Source organism: Bacillus amyloliquefaciens DSM 7 = ATCC 23350, from assembly GCF_000196735.1.
Taxonomy (GTDB): Bacteria; Bacillota; Bacilli; order Bacillales; family Bacillaceae; genus Bacillus; species Bacillus amyloliquefaciens.
This window is the reverse complement of the sequence record NC_014551.1, coordinates 2862607-2880129: the sequence shown is the minus strand read 5'-3', so window position 1 is coordinate 2880129 and position 17523 is coordinate 2862607. Positions and strand designations below refer to the sequence as shown.

General features: G+C 45.7%; 15 protein-coding genes, 1 pseudogene and 1 other annotated feature. Of the genes and pseudogenes, 14 read left to right on the top strand and 2 right to left on the bottom strand.

Annotation, left to right across the window (positions count from 1 at the left end):
- Positions 1-8: 8 nt before the first annotated feature.
- The 10 genes and pseudogenes from BAMF_RS34740 (at position 9) to BAMF_RS34695 (ending at position 10786) form a co-directional block, all read left to right on the top strand.
- Positions 9-995, top strand: a complete 987-nt coding sequence (locus tag BAMF_RS34740) for an ABC transporter permease (RefSeq protein ID WP_013353256.1) — start codon at positions 9-11, stop codon at positions 993-995.
- A gap of 36 nt (positions 996-1031) precedes the next feature.
- On the top strand, positions 1032-2012 hold the full coding sequence (locus tag BAMF_RS34735) for an ABC transporter permease ytrC (protein WP_041481664.1): 981 nt from the start codon (positions 1032-1034) through the stop codon (positions 2010-2012).
- 15 nt (positions 2013-2027) lie between these two features.
- Complete coding sequence (locus BAMF_RS34730; RefSeq protein ID WP_013353254.1) at positions 2028-2723, top strand: ABC transporter ATP-binding protein; 696 nt, start codon at positions 2028-2030, stop codon at positions 2721-2723.
- Positions 2713-4026 (top strand): ABC transporter permease, encoded by a 1314-nt coding sequence (locus tag BAMF_RS34725; RefSeq protein WP_013353253.1) that lies wholly within the window; start codon positions 2713-2715, stop codon positions 4024-4026. Before BAMF_RS34730 ends, BAMF_RS34725 begins: the two co-directional genes overlap by 11 nt.
- Before the next feature lie 67 nt (positions 4027-4093).
- Entirely contained in the window at positions 4094-4789 is a 696-nt protein-coding gene (locus BAMF_RS34720; protein WP_013353252.1) for a response regulator transcription factor, read from the top strand.
- Positions 4782-5786 (top strand): sensor histidine kinase, encoded by a 1005-nt coding sequence (locus BAMF_RS34715; protein WP_014470842.1) that lies wholly within the window; start codon positions 4782-4784, stop codon positions 5784-5786. The genes BAMF_RS34720 and BAMF_RS34715 overlap by 8 nt, the downstream gene beginning before the upstream one ends.
- A 103-nt stretch (positions 5787-5889) precedes the next feature.
- A pseudogene (locus BAMF_RS34710) lies at positions 5890-6649 on the top strand (ABC transporter ATP-binding protein); the annotation flags it as partial.
- Positions 6642-8582 (top strand): ABC transporter permease, encoded by a 1941-nt coding sequence (locus tag BAMF_RS34705; protein ID WP_013353249.1) that lies wholly within the window; start codon positions 6642-6644, stop codon positions 8580-8582. The pseudogene BAMF_RS34710 and the gene BAMF_RS34705, both read left to right, overlap by 8 nt.
- A gap of 124 nt (positions 8583-8706) precedes the next feature.
- Positions 8707-9408, top strand: a complete 702-nt coding sequence (locus BAMF_RS34700; RefSeq protein WP_232469699.1) for a YwaF family protein — start codon at positions 8707-8709, stop codon at positions 9406-9408.
- Between the two features lie 193 nt (positions 9409-9601).
- Positions 9602-10786, top strand: a complete 1185-nt coding sequence (locus BAMF_RS34695) for an MDR family MFS transporter (RefSeq protein WP_013353247.1) — start codon at positions 9602-9604, stop codon at positions 10784-10786.
- 37 nt (positions 10787-10823) lie between these two features.
- Here BAMF_RS34695 and ytvA read toward each other — a convergent pair whose 3' ends face one another.
- Positions 10824-11609: a YtvA family blue-light photoreceptor gene (ytvA, locus tag BAMF_RS34690; protein WP_013353246.1), complete on the bottom strand. Its 786-nt coding sequence runs from the start codon at positions 11607-11609 to the stop codon at positions 10824-10826.
- 389 nt (positions 11610-11998) lie between these two features.
- Here ytvA and BAMF_RS34685 point away from each other — a divergent pair, with 389 nt between their 5' ends.
- The 4 genes from BAMF_RS34685 to BAMF_RS34670 all read left to right on the top strand — a co-directional run bounded on the left by BAMF_RS34685 (position 11999) and on the right by BAMF_RS34670 (position 16168).
- Positions 11999-12334, top strand: coding sequence for a DUF4257 domain-containing protein (locus tag BAMF_RS34685; RefSeq protein ID WP_015418038.1), 336 nt, complete (start codon positions 11999-12001; stop codon positions 12332-12334).
- Between the two features lie 102 nt (positions 12335-12436).
- Positions 12437-12650, top strand: a binding site (T-box leader).
- Positions 12651-12758: 108 nt separating this feature from the next.
- Positions 12759-15173 carry a leucine--tRNA ligase gene (gene leuS, locus BAMF_RS34680; protein WP_013353245.1) on the top strand — a complete coding sequence of 805 codons (2415 nt, stop codon included), beginning with the start codon at positions 12759-12761 and terminating at the stop codon, positions 15171-15173.
- A gap of 116 nt (positions 15174-15289) precedes the next feature.
- The gene (locus tag BAMF_RS34675; protein WP_007613212.1) at positions 15290-15601 is read left to right on the top strand and encodes a rhodanese-like domain-containing protein; all 312 of its coding nucleotides are present in this window, start codon (positions 15290-15292) and stop codon (positions 15599-15601) included.
- Between the two features lie 87 nt (positions 15602-15688).
- Positions 15689-16168, top strand: a complete 480-nt coding sequence (locus BAMF_RS34670; protein ID WP_172800830.1) for a GNAT family N-acetyltransferase — start codon at positions 15689-15691, stop codon at positions 16166-16168.
- 38 nt (positions 16169-16206) lie between these two features.
- On the opposite strand, the gene melA is transcribed toward BAMF_RS34670, so the two are convergent.
- Entirely contained in the window at positions 16207-17505 is a 1299-nt protein-coding gene (gene melA / locus BAMF_RS34665) for an alpha-galactosidase MelA (RefSeq protein ID WP_013353243.1), read from the bottom strand.
- Positions 17506-17523: the final 18 nt, after the last annotated feature.

The window sequence follows — 17523 nt, the reverse complement described above, 5'->3', positions numbered from 1 at the left end:
GGACCGGAATGATACCGCGGGGGCTATTGTATACAGAATGGAAGAAAAATCAGTGGTTGTTTTTATTGAGCAGTATTTTTTTAATAGCGGCAAATCCTTTTATGGTTTATAACAATTACGTAACATATCAGGGATGTTTGAATGATCCGGCTCCGCAAGATTGTGAGTTCGTCGTCAGTTATACGAATGGGTCGCTTCTTTCCTTCAACTGGGTTGTGAGTGTCATCATTGCTGTCTTCTTATTAGGCTTGGAGCGGACAAAGGGAACGATGGATGCCCTGTTAAGCATGCCTTACAGCAGAAGCCAAATCTTTCAGACCAAATTCTGGCTTGGCGGGGCAGTCATTGTTGTTCCCCAGGCGATAGGCTACGGAGCGGCGTCATTGCTGATTTCTCTGCTGAAACCGAGCCATACGTACGATTTTGATCATTTTTCAATCGGAATGATTGTCATCAGTTTTATGGCTTACGCACTGTTAATGGCATCCGGAGCATTGACGGGCCATATATTCGCTCAGCTGTTAACGGCGTTTACCGTAACGATTCTGCCCTTTTTACTCATCGGTCTGCCGGCCGCGAATTTGGAGGTTGTTTTCGATTTTAGTATTGGTAATGAATTCTCTTTCATCAGCAGCTATATCGAATCTCGTCTTTTTATATTTGTAACACCTATTGGATATGTGTTTAACGACTGGATCAGAGAGAGACATCTGATCTTACTCATTCCGGCAGTCATGAGCGTCGTCTTTTATCTGATCGGTTACGTCAGCTTTCTGAAACATCCGAATGAACGGAACGGCAGATTCTTTCTTTGGAGAAAATTGGAACGCCCGGTGCAGCTATTGGTAATCGCGTTTGCGGTTATGGGTTTTGGAGTTTTCGGATATGGGGTCACGGACACGATGTTCGGATATTTAGCCGGCATTATTATCGGCGCCGTTATCGGATTTTTCATCAGTTATTTTACGGTTTACAGGAAAACAAAGCATATGTAGGTCTGTATGAACATGTTTAGTTTGGGGGAAGGCAAGGTGCCGATTAACGGTTTGCTTTATAAAGAATGGAAACAGCGGCAGACGCTGCTGCTCCTTTCCGCGGGGTTCTTACTTATCATAGGCCCTTTGGCAATTATAAATGAGTATTTTCATTATAAAGATTGTTTGAGTGTACTTCATCAATATCCGGGTTCAGTTTGTACATTCAGCATTGATTACAGCCATCGGAATGTAATTGGGCTGCATTTCATTCCTCCGGTTATTATGGGGCTTTTTCTGACAAGAGCAGGACGGGCTGAAAAAATGTATACATTAAGTCTTCCGTATTCGAGAAGCCGGATATTCCATACTAAGTTTTTACTGGGAGCAGCCGTGTTAGCCGGTTCCCAGCTTGTCTCTTACGGAGTGTCTGACATATTGTTTCTTATGCTTAAACCTGACGCTGTACATCATTTTCACTCATTCAGCGCAGGGATGCTGGTCGTCAGCTTGATGATTTATGCATTAGTGACAGCTGCCGGCACAATAACTGGCAATTTAGCAGCACAGCTCATCACACCGTTCACGATCTCCTTCTTTCCAATCGTGATTTTCACCATTTATCTATTAAACGCTGAGTTCCTTTTTGGCAAGCAGGCTGTGCGGGATATTGATTTCCCTTGGAGCGGGTTTCTGATCTATTTCATGCCGGCCGCTTATATCCATACGTCATGGATTCATTACATGAAACATGCATTGCTTATATGTGCATTAATGGGTTTTTGTTTCTATCTTTTCGGCTATGTGAATTTCCTGAAAATGCCGAGTGAACGAAGCGGACATTTTATCTTGAGCAAACATACAGAACGCATCTTCCAAGTGCTCGTCATGGTGATCAGTATGTTGGGAGGTGCGGGTGTATGCGGATATGCTTATAACGGTTCATATTCCGGCTACATATTCGGCATGCTTATCGGTGCGGTTATCGGGTTTTTCATCAGTTATTACTTCATGTATAAAAAAACGAAACAAATATAAAGGGGAGTGGTTTACGTGATAGATGTACAGCATATCGATCATTCATTTAAAATCGGCAGGAAAGGCAGAGAGAGTGCGGTTCCGGTGCTGAAGGATGTCTCTTTGACCGTTGAAAAAGGGGAAATCGCCTGTATCGTCGGGCGGAGCGGTTCCGGAAAATCAACGCTTCTGAATTTAATTTCCGGCTATATAGCACCGACGAAGGGCCGTATCGTCATTAACGGCACTGATGTGACAGGCTTCAGTGAAAAAGAGTGGGCGCAGTTCCGCCTTGGGCATTTCGGTTTCATTTTTCAAAGTTTTCAGCTCATTCCGAGTCTGACAACCTATGAAAATGTTGAAATGCCGCTTGCCCTCAAAGGCGTAAAACCTTCTGAACGCAAGCAGAAAGTCGCGGATATGCTGAAACGGGTCGGTCTTGAAAATCATGCGAATCATTATCCGAATGAGCTGTCAGGCGGTCAGCAGCAGCGTGTCAGTATCGCAAGGGCGCTGATTTTAAATCCGTCGATTATTTTAGCCGATGAGCCGACGGGAAGCCTTGATTCAGAAACGGAGCTTGAGGTGCTTGCATTAATTCAGCAGCTGAACCGGGAGCGCGGAATTACATTTGTCATCATTACGCATGACGATGAAGTCGCTTCCATTGCTCATTCAAAATTCCAGCTGCATGACGGTGTATTAAAAGGGGGCGTTACAGTTGAGATTTAAGGATCAGGTTCACTTTATCAGAAGAAATATGAAGAAAAACCGGCTGCGTGTTTTCATGACGGTGCTGGCGACGACAATGGCGTGCGCGTTTTTAGTTGTCTTGTCCTCCGTCGGATTCGGGATTCAAAAAACGATTACAGACATTACCATGAGCCAGCAGATTGTGACGGAAATCAATGTGCTCGGCCAGGAGAACGGAAAAGCCGTAAAGAAATCAGACTTGGAAAAATATAAGAATGTCAAGTCTGTCGTTGAAAGAACCCAAGTGTATGAACCGAATAAAGCGACATTGGGAAACAGAACAAATGAAGATTCAGCTATAGTGCTGACAAACATGAAAGACGAAGTCAAAGCCAATATGGAGCTTGATCGGGGAAGAGTCGCCAAATCAGAAAATGAAATTGTGGTCGGCTATAATTTCGCGAAGAACCTATGGACGAAAAAAGAGGCAGATGAATACAACAAAGAATTAAAGGATCATCAAGACAATGTCTCGGATGTGGAAAAGCCAACAGGCTATACGGAGGATCTGCTGAATAAAACCATCCAGCTGAGCATCTCAAAAACGAACAATGATACCGGAAAAACGGAAGGAACCAAAACGTACGACTTTAAGGTAGTCGGAATAACAAAAAAACCGTCCCAAGAGTGGATGGAGGATACAAATATTTTTATCAGTGATCAATTCAAAAAGGACTTTTCGAAATTCTTAGATCTGAAAGGCGGAAATGCTGAAAAAAGCATAAAAGTCTACGCCGACAAATTTGACAATGTTGAACAGTTAACGAATGATTTGAGTGATGACGGTTATAAAGTCATGTCCGTCACAACCGAGCTGCAGGGCGTCAACACATTTTTCCTCGTCTTTAAAATCGGCCTGATCTTTGTCGGCTTTATCGCCGTCTTGATTTCTGCCATCGGTATTTTCAACACGATGACAATGGCGGTTACAGAAAGAACGCAGGAAATCGGGATTATGAAAGCGATCGGCGCAAGCCCGTCCATCATCCGCAGAATGTTTCTGATGGAAAGCGCCTATATCGGGATTTTAGGATCTGTGATCGGGATTATTATTTCCTACGGAGTGAGTTTTGCCGTCAATCTGGCTGTGCCGGTTATTTTGAAAGCGGTAGGGGGAAAGACCGGAGCTGAAGATCTTCATTATACCTTCTCCTATATCCCGCTCAGCCTCGTTGTAATCGCAGTTGTCATTTGTGCGGGAGTCGCGGTGATCTCGGGTATGAATCCGGCCCGGAAAGCGACAAAAACCAACGTTCTGACCGCGTTAAGAAGAGAATTGTAAAGAGAAAGAACCGGCTGGACACAACAGCCGGTTTTTCCTCTATCAGACAGAAAAAGGGTGTATACAAATGTTTCATATTTTGTTAATAGAAGATGATAACACTTTGTTTCACGAGATGAAAGAGAGATTAACGGGCTGGTCATTTGCGGTGCACGGGATAAAGGATTTCAGCCGGGTTACCCGGGAATTTACCGAAATCAAGCCCGATTTGGTGATGATTGATGTGCAGCTGCCGAAATTTGACGGCTTTCATTGGTGCAGAATGATACGCTCCCAATCAAACGTGCCGATTCTGTTTTTGTCCTCGCGGGATCATCCCGCAGATATGGTCATGTCGATGCAGCTCGGAGCAGATGATTTCATTCAGAAGCCTTTTCATTTTGACGTCTTGATTGCTAAAATACAAGCCGTGTTTCGGCGGGTGTATCAATACAATGCAGAACCGGCGCTCATCAAAAGGTGGAGCGGGGCTGCCATTGATGCTGAAACAAACATGGTGAGCCATGAAAACGGTTCAGTTGAGCTGACCAAAAACGAAATGCTGATTTTAAAACTGCTGGCCGAGCAGAAAAATAAAATCGTCAGCCGCGAAGAACTCATCAGAAGCTTGTGGAATGATGAGCGTTTCGTCAGTGATAACACGCTGACGGTGAATGTCAATCGGCTGCGGAAAAAACTTGATCAATTAGGCATCGGGAAGATGATTGAAACCAAAGTGGGGCAGGGGTACATCGCGAAGGAAGAAGACGGTCTTTATGATTAAATCATTTCTGCTTGAAAGAAAAAGCTGGATCGCGATGTTTCTTTTTCAGCAGGCCGTGCTCCTTTTTGCGGCATATATTGATCCATCCATTCCGTTTTTATCGGTGCTGTATTTCATTTATCTATCGCTTCTTCTGTTTCTTGTGTTTCTCTTGTTCCGCTATCGCAAAGAGACCGCTTTTTATAAAAGCTTAACAGAATGGGACGCCAATTTAGACATTTCTTATCTGAAAAAGCCAGACAGTCCGTTTGAATCCATCATTGAAGAAAGCATCGAAGGGCAGACAGAGCAATTGAGAAAAAGCTCACTTCATCTCCAGGCGGCCTCAGAGCATGAGAAAGATGAGCTGATGTCGTGGATTCACGAAGTCAAAACACCGCTGACAGCGATGAACCTTATGATCGAACGCTTGGATGAACAGCCGCTAAAAGCTCCTTTGCAGTATGAATGGCTGCGGATTCACCATCTCCTTGACCAGCAGCTTCATCAGAAACGATTGACCTTTATTGAAAATGATTTATCATTTCAGCACGTTCAGCTCCGTCCTCTCGTTTTCAACGAAATTAAAAACCTGCAATCATGGTGTATACAGAAAGGAATCGGGTTTGACATTCAGCTTGAGGCACAAGACGTTCTCAGTGACGGGAAATGGCTGTCCTTCATCATCAGACAGCTGTTAAGCAATGCCGTCAAATACAGTGAAGCGGATGATATTACCGTAAAAAGCTATGAACACAACGGCCGGGTGCATGTGGATATCGAAGACCGCGGCATCGGCATCAAGCCTAAAGATCTTCCGCGCATTTTTGAAAAGGGGTTTACTTCAACGCGAATGAGCCGTGATCACGCGTCAACCGGGATGGGCCTGTATTTGGCTCAAAAAGCTGCGGTCCCGCTTCTCATCCGCATCAGTGTACGATCAGAGCCGAAACGAGGCACGGTTTTTACATTGGTGTTTCCGAAGCAGAACGATGCCGTCAGCACGTTCAGCGTGTGACAAAAGTGTCACATGCTTTTCTCTTTTGTTCGCTTAATCAAACGAAAAAAACGGCTCCTGTTCTTACAATAAATATAACCAATGTAAAAAGGAGAATCGTAACGTGGTGATTTTAGAAGCAGGCAATATTCGCAAAAGCTATGGAAATAAGCTGAATAAACAAGAGGTGCTGAAAGGAATTGATCTTCAGATCCACAAAGGGGAATTCGTCAGTATTATGGGCCCGTCAGGATCAGGGAAAACGACCCTTTTGAATGTGCTTTCTTCCATTGATAAAGTAAGCGCGGGTACCATTAAAGTGAATGAGACGGAGATTACGTCCATGAAGGAAAAACAGCTTGCCGAATTCAGAAAACGGCATCTCGGCTTTATCTTTCAGGATTATAACTTATTGGATACGCTGACCGTGAAAGAAAACATACTCCTGCCGTTATCCATTACGAAAATGTCTAAAAAAGAGGCGGATCTGCGATTTGCCGAGACGGCAGAGGAGCTTGGCATCTATGATTTAAGACATAAGTATCCGAGTGAAATTTCCGGCGGGCAAAAACAGCGGACGTCTGCCGCAAGAGCTGTTATCCATGAGCCGGGCATCATTTTTGCCGATGAGCCGACCGGAGCGCTCGATTCTAAGGCTGCCTCGGATTTACTGAATAAACTGAGCCGTTTGAATCAGAAGCGCCGCGCCACCATTGTGATGGTGACGCATGATCCGGTTGCCGCCAGCTATTCCGGACGTGTGGTTTTCATTAAAGACGGCCGTGTGTATACACAGCTGAATAAAGGCGGTCAGGAGAGACCGGACTTTTTTCAGGATATTATGAAAACACAAAGCGTGTTGGGCGGGGTTCAGGCATGAGCATTCATCATTTGATCTTCCAGAACCTGAAAAAGAATATGAAAAACTATTATCTTTACGTTTTCGCGCTGGTGTTCAGCGCCGCCCTTTATTTCGCCTTTGTCACAATGCAATACGATCCGGCGCTTGATGAAATGAAAAGCTCCATAAAAGGAGCGGCGGCGATCCGGGCCGCCTCCATTCTGCTTGTGGCGATTGTGTCGGTATTTCTTTTATACGCCAACACTATTTTTATTAAACGGCGCGGCCGGGAAATCGGCTTATTCCGATTAATCGGCATGACGAAAATGCACATTTTCCGCATACTCAGCACAGAAAATTTTATTTTGTATTTCGGGTCGATATGGATCGGTATTTTTGCCGGCTTTTCTCTTTCGAAATTATGTATGATGATGCTGTTCCATACAGTCGGTGTAAAAGCCGCTGTCTCCTTGTTTTTCACAAGCAGGGCGCTCGTTCAGACGTTGATTGTGTTCGGGGCCGTTTATGTGCTGATTATGATGATGAATTACTTATTTATTAAACGGCAAAGCATTTTGTCTTTATTTAAAGCTGCGTCATCGTCAGAAAGCGGCATAAGGCGGCTCTCTTGGCTGCAGATGACAATCGGCGTTATCGGTATTGCGGCCATCATCGCAGGCTATGCGGTGTCCGCTCAACTATTCGGGGGCAGTTTTACGACCATGAATGAACTGTTTTCGGCAATGGTGTTTATTCTCGGATCTGTGATTATCGGAACCTATTTGTTTTATAAAGGTTCGGTCAGCTTTCTGGCTAACCTTATCAGAAAATCAAAGGGCGGGTATCTGAATGTCAGTGAAGTGCTGTCTTTGTCATCCATCATGTTCCGGATGAAGTCTAACGCCGTACTGCTGACGATTATTACGACTCTTTCGGCGCTGTCAATCGGTTTACTGTCTTTAAGCTATATTTCGTATTACTCTGCGGAAAAATCAGCCGAGCAAAATACGGCGGCTGACTTTGCGTTTGATAACCAAAAGGAGGCTGACTCATTTACCGCCTTATTGAAAAAAAACGGAATTGGGTATCAAGTGAAGACAATCAAGACCATTCAGGCCGGTGTCAATATGAAGAACATCATAAACGGTGATATGAAAAGTTTTAAACAAGACCCATCCCACTTGGCGCTGCCGATTGTAAGTGAGAAAGACGCGGAAGGGGTGGCACTTTCTGACGGAGAAGCTGTGTTTACCGGATATAATGATATGATGAAAAAATTTCTCGACCTAAAAACGTCGGGTTCCATTGAAGTAAACGGCAAAACGGATAAAATACCGCTCGCGTATAAGGGCTTGAAGAACGACTTCATCCTGTCTTATACATTCACAAGCGGAGGACTGCCGACCGTTATTGTCACGCAGCATGTATTTGACCGGATTGAGAAAGATATCGACCCATCCATCCAGGGAAAATCAAATCAATTTTTCGGCATTACACTCAAACATGAAGAGGACGTCCAAAAAGCTGATGACCTGTTTCAGGCGCAGCGCTATTCAGACGGCGCGCTTTCACAGTTTGAAACGGCTGACACCCAAAAGAAAAACATGGGGCTGATCATGTTTATCGTCGGGTTTTTGGGCTTAACCTTTCTGATCACCTCAGGGTGTATCCTTTATTTTAAACAAATGGGCGAGTGCGAGGATGAAAAGGCTGATTACACGATATTGCGGAAGCTCGGTTTCACAACGGGAGATCTGCTGAAAGGCATCCGCCGGAAGCAGGCGTATCATTTCGGCATTCCGCTCGTTCTCGGGCTTTTCCACAGCTATTTCGCCGTTCAGTCAGGATGGTTTTTATTCGGAACCGAGGTGTGGACGCCGATGATCATGGTCATGGCGCTGTATACGTTGCTGTATTCCATATTTGGCATATTGTCGGTGCTTTATTATAAAAAAGTCATTCAATCCGCATTGTAAAATAAGTTGAGGAGCCTCCGCACAGCGGAGGCTTTTTTTGCATGAATAGAAGAAAGCGATTTTTAAAAGAATAGACATACGTCATTTATTCGCGCGGGGGAGCCTTATGCAGAAATATTTTTAATTGAAATCTGAAACAGGGGCCTTTCATCTTTTTTCTGCGGAACACATTTTCACGCTTTTCATCATCGGATTGCTGGGAGTGTTCGTGATCATATTACGGAAAAAGCTCAATCACGGCCGGCCGAATCGCGTTTTCCGATATGTGCTGTTCATTCTTCTTGCCGTGTCGCAGATCTGCTACCATATATGGCTGCTCTTTCATCATGCCTGGTCGCTGAAAACATCTCTGCCGCTGCAGCTGAGCGACCTATCCGTCTATTTGGCGATGCTGATGGTTATGACAAAAAGCAAAAAGCTGTTCGCCTTCCTCTATTTTGCCGGTTTGGGCAGCGCCATACAGGCGATGGCTACGCCTGATTTAGGGGCGTATACCTTCCCTCATTTTCGGTATATCGTGTTTTTCGTCTCTCACGGCTGTGTTTTTCTTGCCTGTCTATTTATGGCCAGTGCAGAAAAGTACAGACCGTCGGTGCACGCACTTTGGGTGTCAGTGCTGATCGTCAATCTGTACGGGGCGTGTGTCTTTTTTATTGATCGTGTGCTGAATGCGAACTACCTTTATTTAATGAAAAAACCGAAGACCGCTTCGCTTCTGAATGTTTTCGGGCCTTGGCCGTGGTATCTTCTTTCAATGGAAGCGGCGGTGATATTGAGCTTTTTCATTCTGTATATCCCGTTTTGGCTGCTGAAGAAAAGAGCATGATGGCGGGCTGTTTTTGTGAATCCAATCATTTGTAATTTTTTCAACATTCCGGCATTATTTTTTTCAGATTCTTATGTTGAAAAAAGGCGTCCGCGGGGATAGAATGAATGTGCTATGATAACGACCGATACGGAGCTGCAGCTTGCGGTTTCCGTTTTTTCATGGATTTTTTTATAGAGAAAGGGGGATCGGTATGCCGCGCGCTTTGAAGATATTAATCATCGGAATGTTTATCAATGTGACGGGCGCATCTTTTTTGTGGCCGCTGAATACGATCTATATTCATAATCATTTAGGGAAATCGCTGACTGTTGCGGGGATTGTTCTGATGCTGAATTCCGGAGCCAGTGTAGCGGGGAATTTATGCGGCGGATTTTTGTTTGATAAAATCGGCGGATTCAAATCCATTATGTTGGGCATTATGATCACTTTGGCAAGTCTTCTCGGACTTGTACTGTTTCACCAATGGCCCGTTTATATTTGGCTGCTCATCATTGTCGGGTTCGGTTCCGGCATCGTGTTCCCGGCCAGCTACGCCATGGCGGGAGCGGTCTGGAAAGAAGGCGGGCGGAGAGCTTTTAATGCGATATATGTAGCTCAGAACGCAGGTGTCGCTGTCGGTTCCGCACTGGGAGGAATGGTTGCGGCGTACTCGTTTACGTACGTGTTTTTAGCCAATGCCTTGCTGTATGTGCTGTTTTTCCTTATTGTATTTTTCGGTTTTCGAAATATCAAAACCGGAAATGCGGGCCAGGTCTCTGTTCTGGACTACGAGCCTGTCAGCAGCAGAACGAAATTTACGGCGCTCCTTATACTGAGCGGCGGGTATGTTCTCGGGTGGATTGCCTATTCGCAATGGTCCACAACCGTTGCGTCACATACTCAAAGCATCGGTATGCCGCTTTCATTATACAGTGTGCTCTGGACCGTAAACGGAATATTAATTGTCGCCGGACAGCCTCTTATAGGAGTTGTTCTGAAAAAATGGTCCGGTGCGTTAAAAACGCAGATGGTCATCGGCTTTTGTATTTTTATCGTCTCGTTCGGCGTGCTTCTCGGCGCCAAGCAATTTCCGATGTACCTCACCGCGATGGTGATTTTAACGATCGGAGAAATGCTTGTCTGGCCTGCCGTTCCCACTATTGCCAATCAGCTTGCGCCTAAGGGAAAAGAAGGGTTTTACCAAGGGTTCGTCAACAGCGCTGCGACGGGCGGCAGAATGATCGGCCCGCTCCTTGGCGGCGTGCTGGTTGATCAGTACGGCATGAGCGTGCTGCTCTTGATCCTGATGGTGCTTCTTGTCGTCAGCATCGCAGCGACGGTGCTTTACGACAAACGCCTGAAAGCTGTTCATAAACAAAACGTCCAAGTGCGATGACGTCAAAAAAATCCCGCCGTTTCGGCGGGATTTTTGTTTATACGACAGGAAGCACGTTGACTGCGTCCTTAACATTTAAATAGGTCTTAAATGAAGAAAAATTGGCATCAAGCTGATTCATTTTCATGGCAAGGGATGGCTTGATACCGGTGATGATTAATTCTGTGCCGATTAATTTAAGCAGGTGGTGCAATTTGAAAATCCGGTCCGCGGTCTGTTCGTTCACCTCGGCCAAACCTGATAAGTCTATAATTAAGTAATCATCTTTAGATGCGGTTAATATGTCCGTCAAAGTTGTCACAATTGAGTCAAATCGTTCTTCTGTTAAGTTCCCCACTAACGGCAAGGCGGAGATGCCGTTTCTGATCGGAACAATCGGCGTTGACAGCATCGTAATTTCTGCGAGGGAATCCTCAAGGAGTTTTTCGTATTCTTTCTGCTCTGTGATGTCTTTTTGAAAACCGACAAAATAGAGCTTGTCTTCAACATAAAGAGGATCAATATTGAGTTCATTCCAAAACGGGGTGCCGTCTTTTTTTACATTTTTCAGCCGCACCGTGATCTTTTCTTTATGTTTTAAGCTTTTTCTTATTTTCGCGACTTGTTTTCGGTCGGTTTCTTTGCCTTGCAGAAATCTGCAGTTCTTACCTAATATCTCTTCGGAAGAATAGCCAGTCATATCCATAAATCCCTGATTCGTATATATGATGGGATTGTCCTCAAGAGAGGGGTCTGTAATCACCACGCCGATGCGTGCGTGATCAAGCGCCTTTTTGATAAGCTCCAGCTGCTCCAGTTTTCCGAATACATTTGAGTCAGCCATATAAAACCCCCTTTTGGCCGTAAAGCTGTGCGCTTTTTTCAGCCGTTGTTTCTCCCCTTTTTAAATGAATCTACAGTAACCGTAGCATAACATATGTTCTGATTCAAGCAGCCGAAGTTTGCGATTTGTCATTCGGGCTTGTCCTCATATACACTGAAGATATAAGGAGAAGGTATATCGCCGCTAAGTAAGTGACTAGGTCATTGTCACTGGGTGAAAAATGAATCTAATGCATCAAGCTTACCGATCATGTGTTCACATATAATGGAAGAAACAAGCTTTTTACTTTCCTGCTCATTCGCCGGTATGTAGATATCGAAAATCATCGTATTCGTAAGGGGGCTGGATGGCCTGAAGTCGCTTTACTAAATAAGGGCTTTAGGAAGGTGATGAAGATGCTGCATCAGGTAATTATTGCTTGTGTAATTGGAGGAATCATGGGGGTTCTCGGTCATGTGAAAAAGAGAGGCAGGCTGGAGAAACCCAGAATGACAAAGCGGTTTATCTATCTCGGTTTTTTGGAAGATGGTTTTATCGGAATGGCTGCTTCCATCTTACTTGTCTTATCCGCTGACCCCGATTCAGGAATTCAACTCGTCATCTTATCCATAATCGCAGGCTACGGCGGAGAAGCTGTTCTCAGAAGCTTTGATTTTGTCAGGGAACAAAACAGTGATTCGGCCGAAGCAAAACCACACCAGCAAAAAAATCCTCCATCAAAATAATATCCCCGCTCATGACCCGTTCTGGGTACATTCCCATTGTATACAAACCTGCTTGCACTTATGAACAGAATTCTATAAAATACAGGTAAGATTACGGTAGCGATAAGAACAGTGAAGAGGAGCAGTAAGAAGCAGATTTTGCAGTCAGAGAGTTGACGGCCGGTGCAAGTCAATCAAGTCTGTTTCCGAACTCGCCTCAGAGTTGCAGCGGCAAAACCGCTGACGCATAACTGCGTTAAAAGTATCAAGTGAGTGCGGCTAAAAACCGCGCTAACGAGGGTGGTACCGCGGGAAACAAAAATCTCTCGTCCCTTTTTGGGATGAGGGAGTTTTTTTAGTTTTAGAATAATCTGAATATAATCTTTCTCATCCCGTCAATACTTGGACTACATACGCCGTATTCAATCAGAAGGAGGTTTTTGCGTTGAGTTTTCAGCACGAAAAAATAGAAAAGAAATGGCAGAATTACTGGTTGGAGCATAAAACATTCGCCGCCAGTGAAGAGAATGACAAGCCGAAGTTTTACGCGCTTGACATGTTCCCGTATCCTTCAGGAGCCGGCCTTCATGTCGGGCATCCGGAAGGCTATACGGCAACCGATATTCTTTCACGTATGAGACGCATGCAGGGGTACAATGTGCTTCATCCGATGGGATGGGACGCGTTCGGGCTTCCTGCCGAGCAATACGCGCTTGACACAGGGAATGATCCGGCTGAGTTCACGAAACACAATATAGATAATTTCCGCCGCCAGATCCAATCGCTCGGCTTTTCTTATGATTGGGATCGTGAAATCAATACGACTGATCCGGACTACTACAAGTGGACGCAGTGGATTTTCACCAAGCTGTACGAAAAAGGTCTCGCTTATGTAGACGAAGTGCCTGTCAACTGGTGCCCGGCACTCGGAACGGTGCTTGCAAACGAAGAAGTCATTGACGGCAAAAGCGAGCGGGGCGGACATCCGGTTGAACGCCGCCCGATGAAACAATGGATGCTGAAAATCACCGCTTATGCGGACAGGCTTCTTGAAGATTTAGAAGATCTGGACTGGCCTGAAAGCATTAAAGACATGCAGCGCAACTGGATCGGACGTTCTGAAGGCGCAAACGTGCATTTCGCAATCGACGGCACTGATGACACGTTCACGGTGTTTACGACAAGACCTGACACGCTGTTCGGCGCGGCTTATGCCGTTCTGGCTCCTGAGCATGAGCTTGTTGAAGCCATTACGACGGCTGAACAAAAAGAAGCGGTAGACGCTTATATTAAAGAAGTTCAGGCGAAAAGTGATCTGGAACGGACGGATCTTGCGAAAACAAAAACGGGCGTCTTCACGGGCGCATATGCCGTAAACCCGGCAAACGGTGAAAAGCTGCCGATCTGGATAGCTGATTATGTTCTTGCTACTTACGGAACGGGCGCTGTTATGGCCGTGCCGGCGCATGATGAACGCGATTTTGAATTCGCCAAAGTGTTCAGCCTGCCTGTCAAAGAAGTCGTAAAAGGCGGAAACACAGACGAGGAAGCGTACACGGGAGACGGAGAGCATGTCAATTCCGGCTTTTTGAACGGACTGAATAAAGCGGAAGCGATTGAAAAAATGATCGCCTGGCTTGAAGAAACGAAAAACGGTGAGAAAAAAGTGACATACCGTCTGCGTGATTGGCTGTTCAGCCGTCAGCGCTATTGGGGCGAGCCGATTCCGGTCATTCATTGGGAAGACGGCACGTCAACAGCCGTTCCTGCGGAAGAGCTGCCGCTGATTCTGCCGAAAACCGATGAGATCAAACCGAGCGGAACCGGTGAATCACCGCTTGCCAACATTAAAGAGTGGGTGGAAGTCACTGATCCTGAAACGGGCAGAAAAGGCAGAAGGGAAACAAACACGATGCCGCAATGGGCGGGAAGCTGCTGGTACTTCCTTCGCTTTATCGATCCGAAAAATCCGGATCAGCTCGCTTCACCTGAGAAACTGGATAAATGGCTGCCTGTCGATATCTACATCGGAGGAGCGGAGCATGCCGTGCTTCACCTTCTGTACGCTCGTTTCTGGCATAAATTCCTCTATGATATCGGTGTCGTGCCGACGAAAGAGCCGTTCCAAAAGCTGTATAACCAAGGAATGATTCTCGGGGAAAATAATGAAAAAATGAGTAAATCCCGCGGAAACGTCGTCAATCCGGATGAAATTGTGGCGTCTCACGGAGCAGATACGCTGCGCCTGTACGAAATGTTTATGGGTCCGCTTGACGCATCTATCGCCTGGTCTGAATCCGGCCTTGACGGAGCCCGCCGCTTCCTTGACCGCGTATGGCGTTTGTTTATCGAGGAAAACGGAGAGCTTACCGGCAAAGTGACAGAAGGCGCGGGAGAAACTCTTGAACGCGTCTACCATGAAACAGTCATGAAGGTGACGGAAAACTACGAAGCCCTTCGTTTTAACACAGGCATTTCTCAGCTGATGGTCTTCATTAATGAAGCTTACAAAGCGAATGAACTGCCGAGAGAATATATGGAAGGCTTTGTGAAGCTGCTTTCTCCTGTTGCCCCGCATTTGGCGGAAGAACTGTGGGAAAAACTCGGCCACGAAGGTTCGATTGCATATGAAGCTTGGCCTGCTTATGACGAATCAAAACTGGTTGATGATGAAGTGGAAATCGTCGTCCAGCTGAACGGAAAAGTAAAAGCGAAATTAATGGTTCCGGCTGATGCCGATAAAGCGGCATTAGAACAGCTCGCACAAGCTGACGAAAAAGTGAAAGAGCAGCTTGAAGGAAAAACGATCCGAAAAATCATTGCCGTACCGGGCAAGCTTGTCAATATTGTGGCAAACTGACCGGGCGAAGCCCCTCTCATAAAAAGAGGGGTTTTTTTATCAGGCCTCTAGCATAGAAATTGCCCCGCAGGCTTTGGTATACTTAAAATCATTAAGACGAATGGGAGTGTCACACATTGAAAATAAATGAAATCAGCACAGCCGCACTGGAAGAGAAATTAAAAGCGGGAGAAGAGCTGTATCTGATTGATGTCAGAGAAGATGAAGAAGTAGCCGAAGGAATGATTCCGCAGGCTGTTCATATCCGCATGGGAGACATCCCTGAGAAGATGGATGCGTTAGACAAGGACAAAGAATATGTATTTATCTGCCGTTCCGGAAAAAGAAGCATGAATGTTTGCATGTATTTACATGAGCAGGGCTTCCGTACGGTTAATGTTGAAGGCGGCATGCTGGAGTGGGAAGGCGAAACAAAGCCGAAGAAATAACGTTTTGTAGTGAAAGAAGAAAAAGGAACGTACGTCTTTTTCTTCTTTTTTAATAGAAAAAAACGGGAGGCGAATCAAGTGAAACCGATGATCCGTGCTATGAAAGCAAGTGATATCAAACAGGTCCGGCAAGTCGCAGAACGAAGCTGGCATCATACGTATGAAGGGATTATCCCCAGACACATTCAGGATCAGTTTCTCAAATCCGCCTATCAGGATGAAATGATGGAACGCCGGCTTCAGCATTCTCTGTTCTTTGTTGCAGAAGGAAAAGAGGGAAAAGTACTCGGCTTTGCAAATGTCACTCCGGTTCAAAAAGACGGAAAAGCGGAGCTGACCGCTATTTATATTGATCCGGGTTTTCAGGGAAACGGGATAGGCACGTCACTCCTTAAAGAATGTATCAGACAGTCTGCCGGAATAAAAGAGCTTTATGTCCATGCAGAAAAAGAGAACCGCACCGCCTTGTCCTTTTATCAAGCGAAAGGGTTTCACCGGGTATGTGAATTTGAAGAAGACTTTAAAGGACACACCCTGCAGACGGTCAAACTGGTGCTGAACATATAAAAGCGATCCAGCCCCCTCCGGGGCCGGATCGCGAATGATCAGTGATACGCCGGAAGCCAGTCTTTATGGGCTTCAAATAAATCATCGCACAAAGAGATGATGTCATTCATGGAAAGCTCGGCGCTCGTATGCGGATCAAGCATGGCCGCCTGATATACGGCTTCCTTTTTTAAAGTAACGGCCGCTTCGATGGTTAAAAGCTGTGTATTAATGTTTGTTCTGTTAAGCGCCGCGAGCTGTTCCGGAAGTTCGCCTGAATAGCAAGGCATAATTTGATTTTTAACGGCTGCGCAAGGCACTTCAACGACTGCTTTCGCCGGCAGATTCGGTATGAGTCCCGTATTCAGCACATTGCCGCCGAACATAAACGGACGGCCCGTCTCCATCGCTTCTATAATTCTCGAACCGTATTCATTCGAGCGCTCATGCGTCAGGTTTTGATTGTTGATGATGCCGTCTCTTATCGTTTCCCAGTTTTTGATTTGTTCTGCGCATCTTCTCGGATATTCATCTAGCGGGATCTGGAGTTCATCTATCAGCTCCGGATACCGGCTTTTTATAAAATACGGGTGATATTCGGCATTGTGCTCAGATGATTCCGTTACGTAGCAGCCGAACTTATCCATCAGCTCAAACCGCACCATGTCATTATGTTTCGTCTTTTGTTTCTCGCGGGCGCGTCTTTTAATTTCCGGATACAAATCAATTCCGTCTTTTTTGATCTCTAAGAGCCAAGCCATGTGATTGATGCCGGCAATGCGTTCTTCCGTACCTTCGTGATCCATGCCGAGTGAGTCAAACAGATCTTTTGTACAGACCTGTACGCTGTGGCACAGGCCGACCGTTTTTACATTTGTATGTCTGAGCATCGCGCCGGTCAGAGAAGCCATCGGATTTGTATAGTTTAACAGCCACGCATCCGGACAGACCTCTTCCATGTCTTTAGCGATGTCAAATAAAACGGGGATGGTGCGAAGGGAACGGAAAATGCCGCCTATTCCGACGGTATCGGCAATCGTCTGGCGCAGGCCGTACCGCTTAGGGATGTCAAAGTCAATGACCGTCGCGGGTTTATAACCGCCGACCTGAATGGCGTTTATCACATAGCCGGCCTGTTTTAGCGCCTGTTTTCGGTCATCGTAAGAAATGATGGATACGCTCGTATTATAGCGGTCTCTCATGTTTTCCAGCATGAGCTGGGATTCTTTCAGCCGTACAGCATCAATATCATAAAGCGCGAATTCAAATCCGTTTAAAGCTTCAGTCAGTAAACAGTCTCCCAGTACATTTTTCGCAAATATCGTGCTTCCCGCTCCGATAAACGTAATTTTCTTCAACAGAAATTCCTCCCTTTT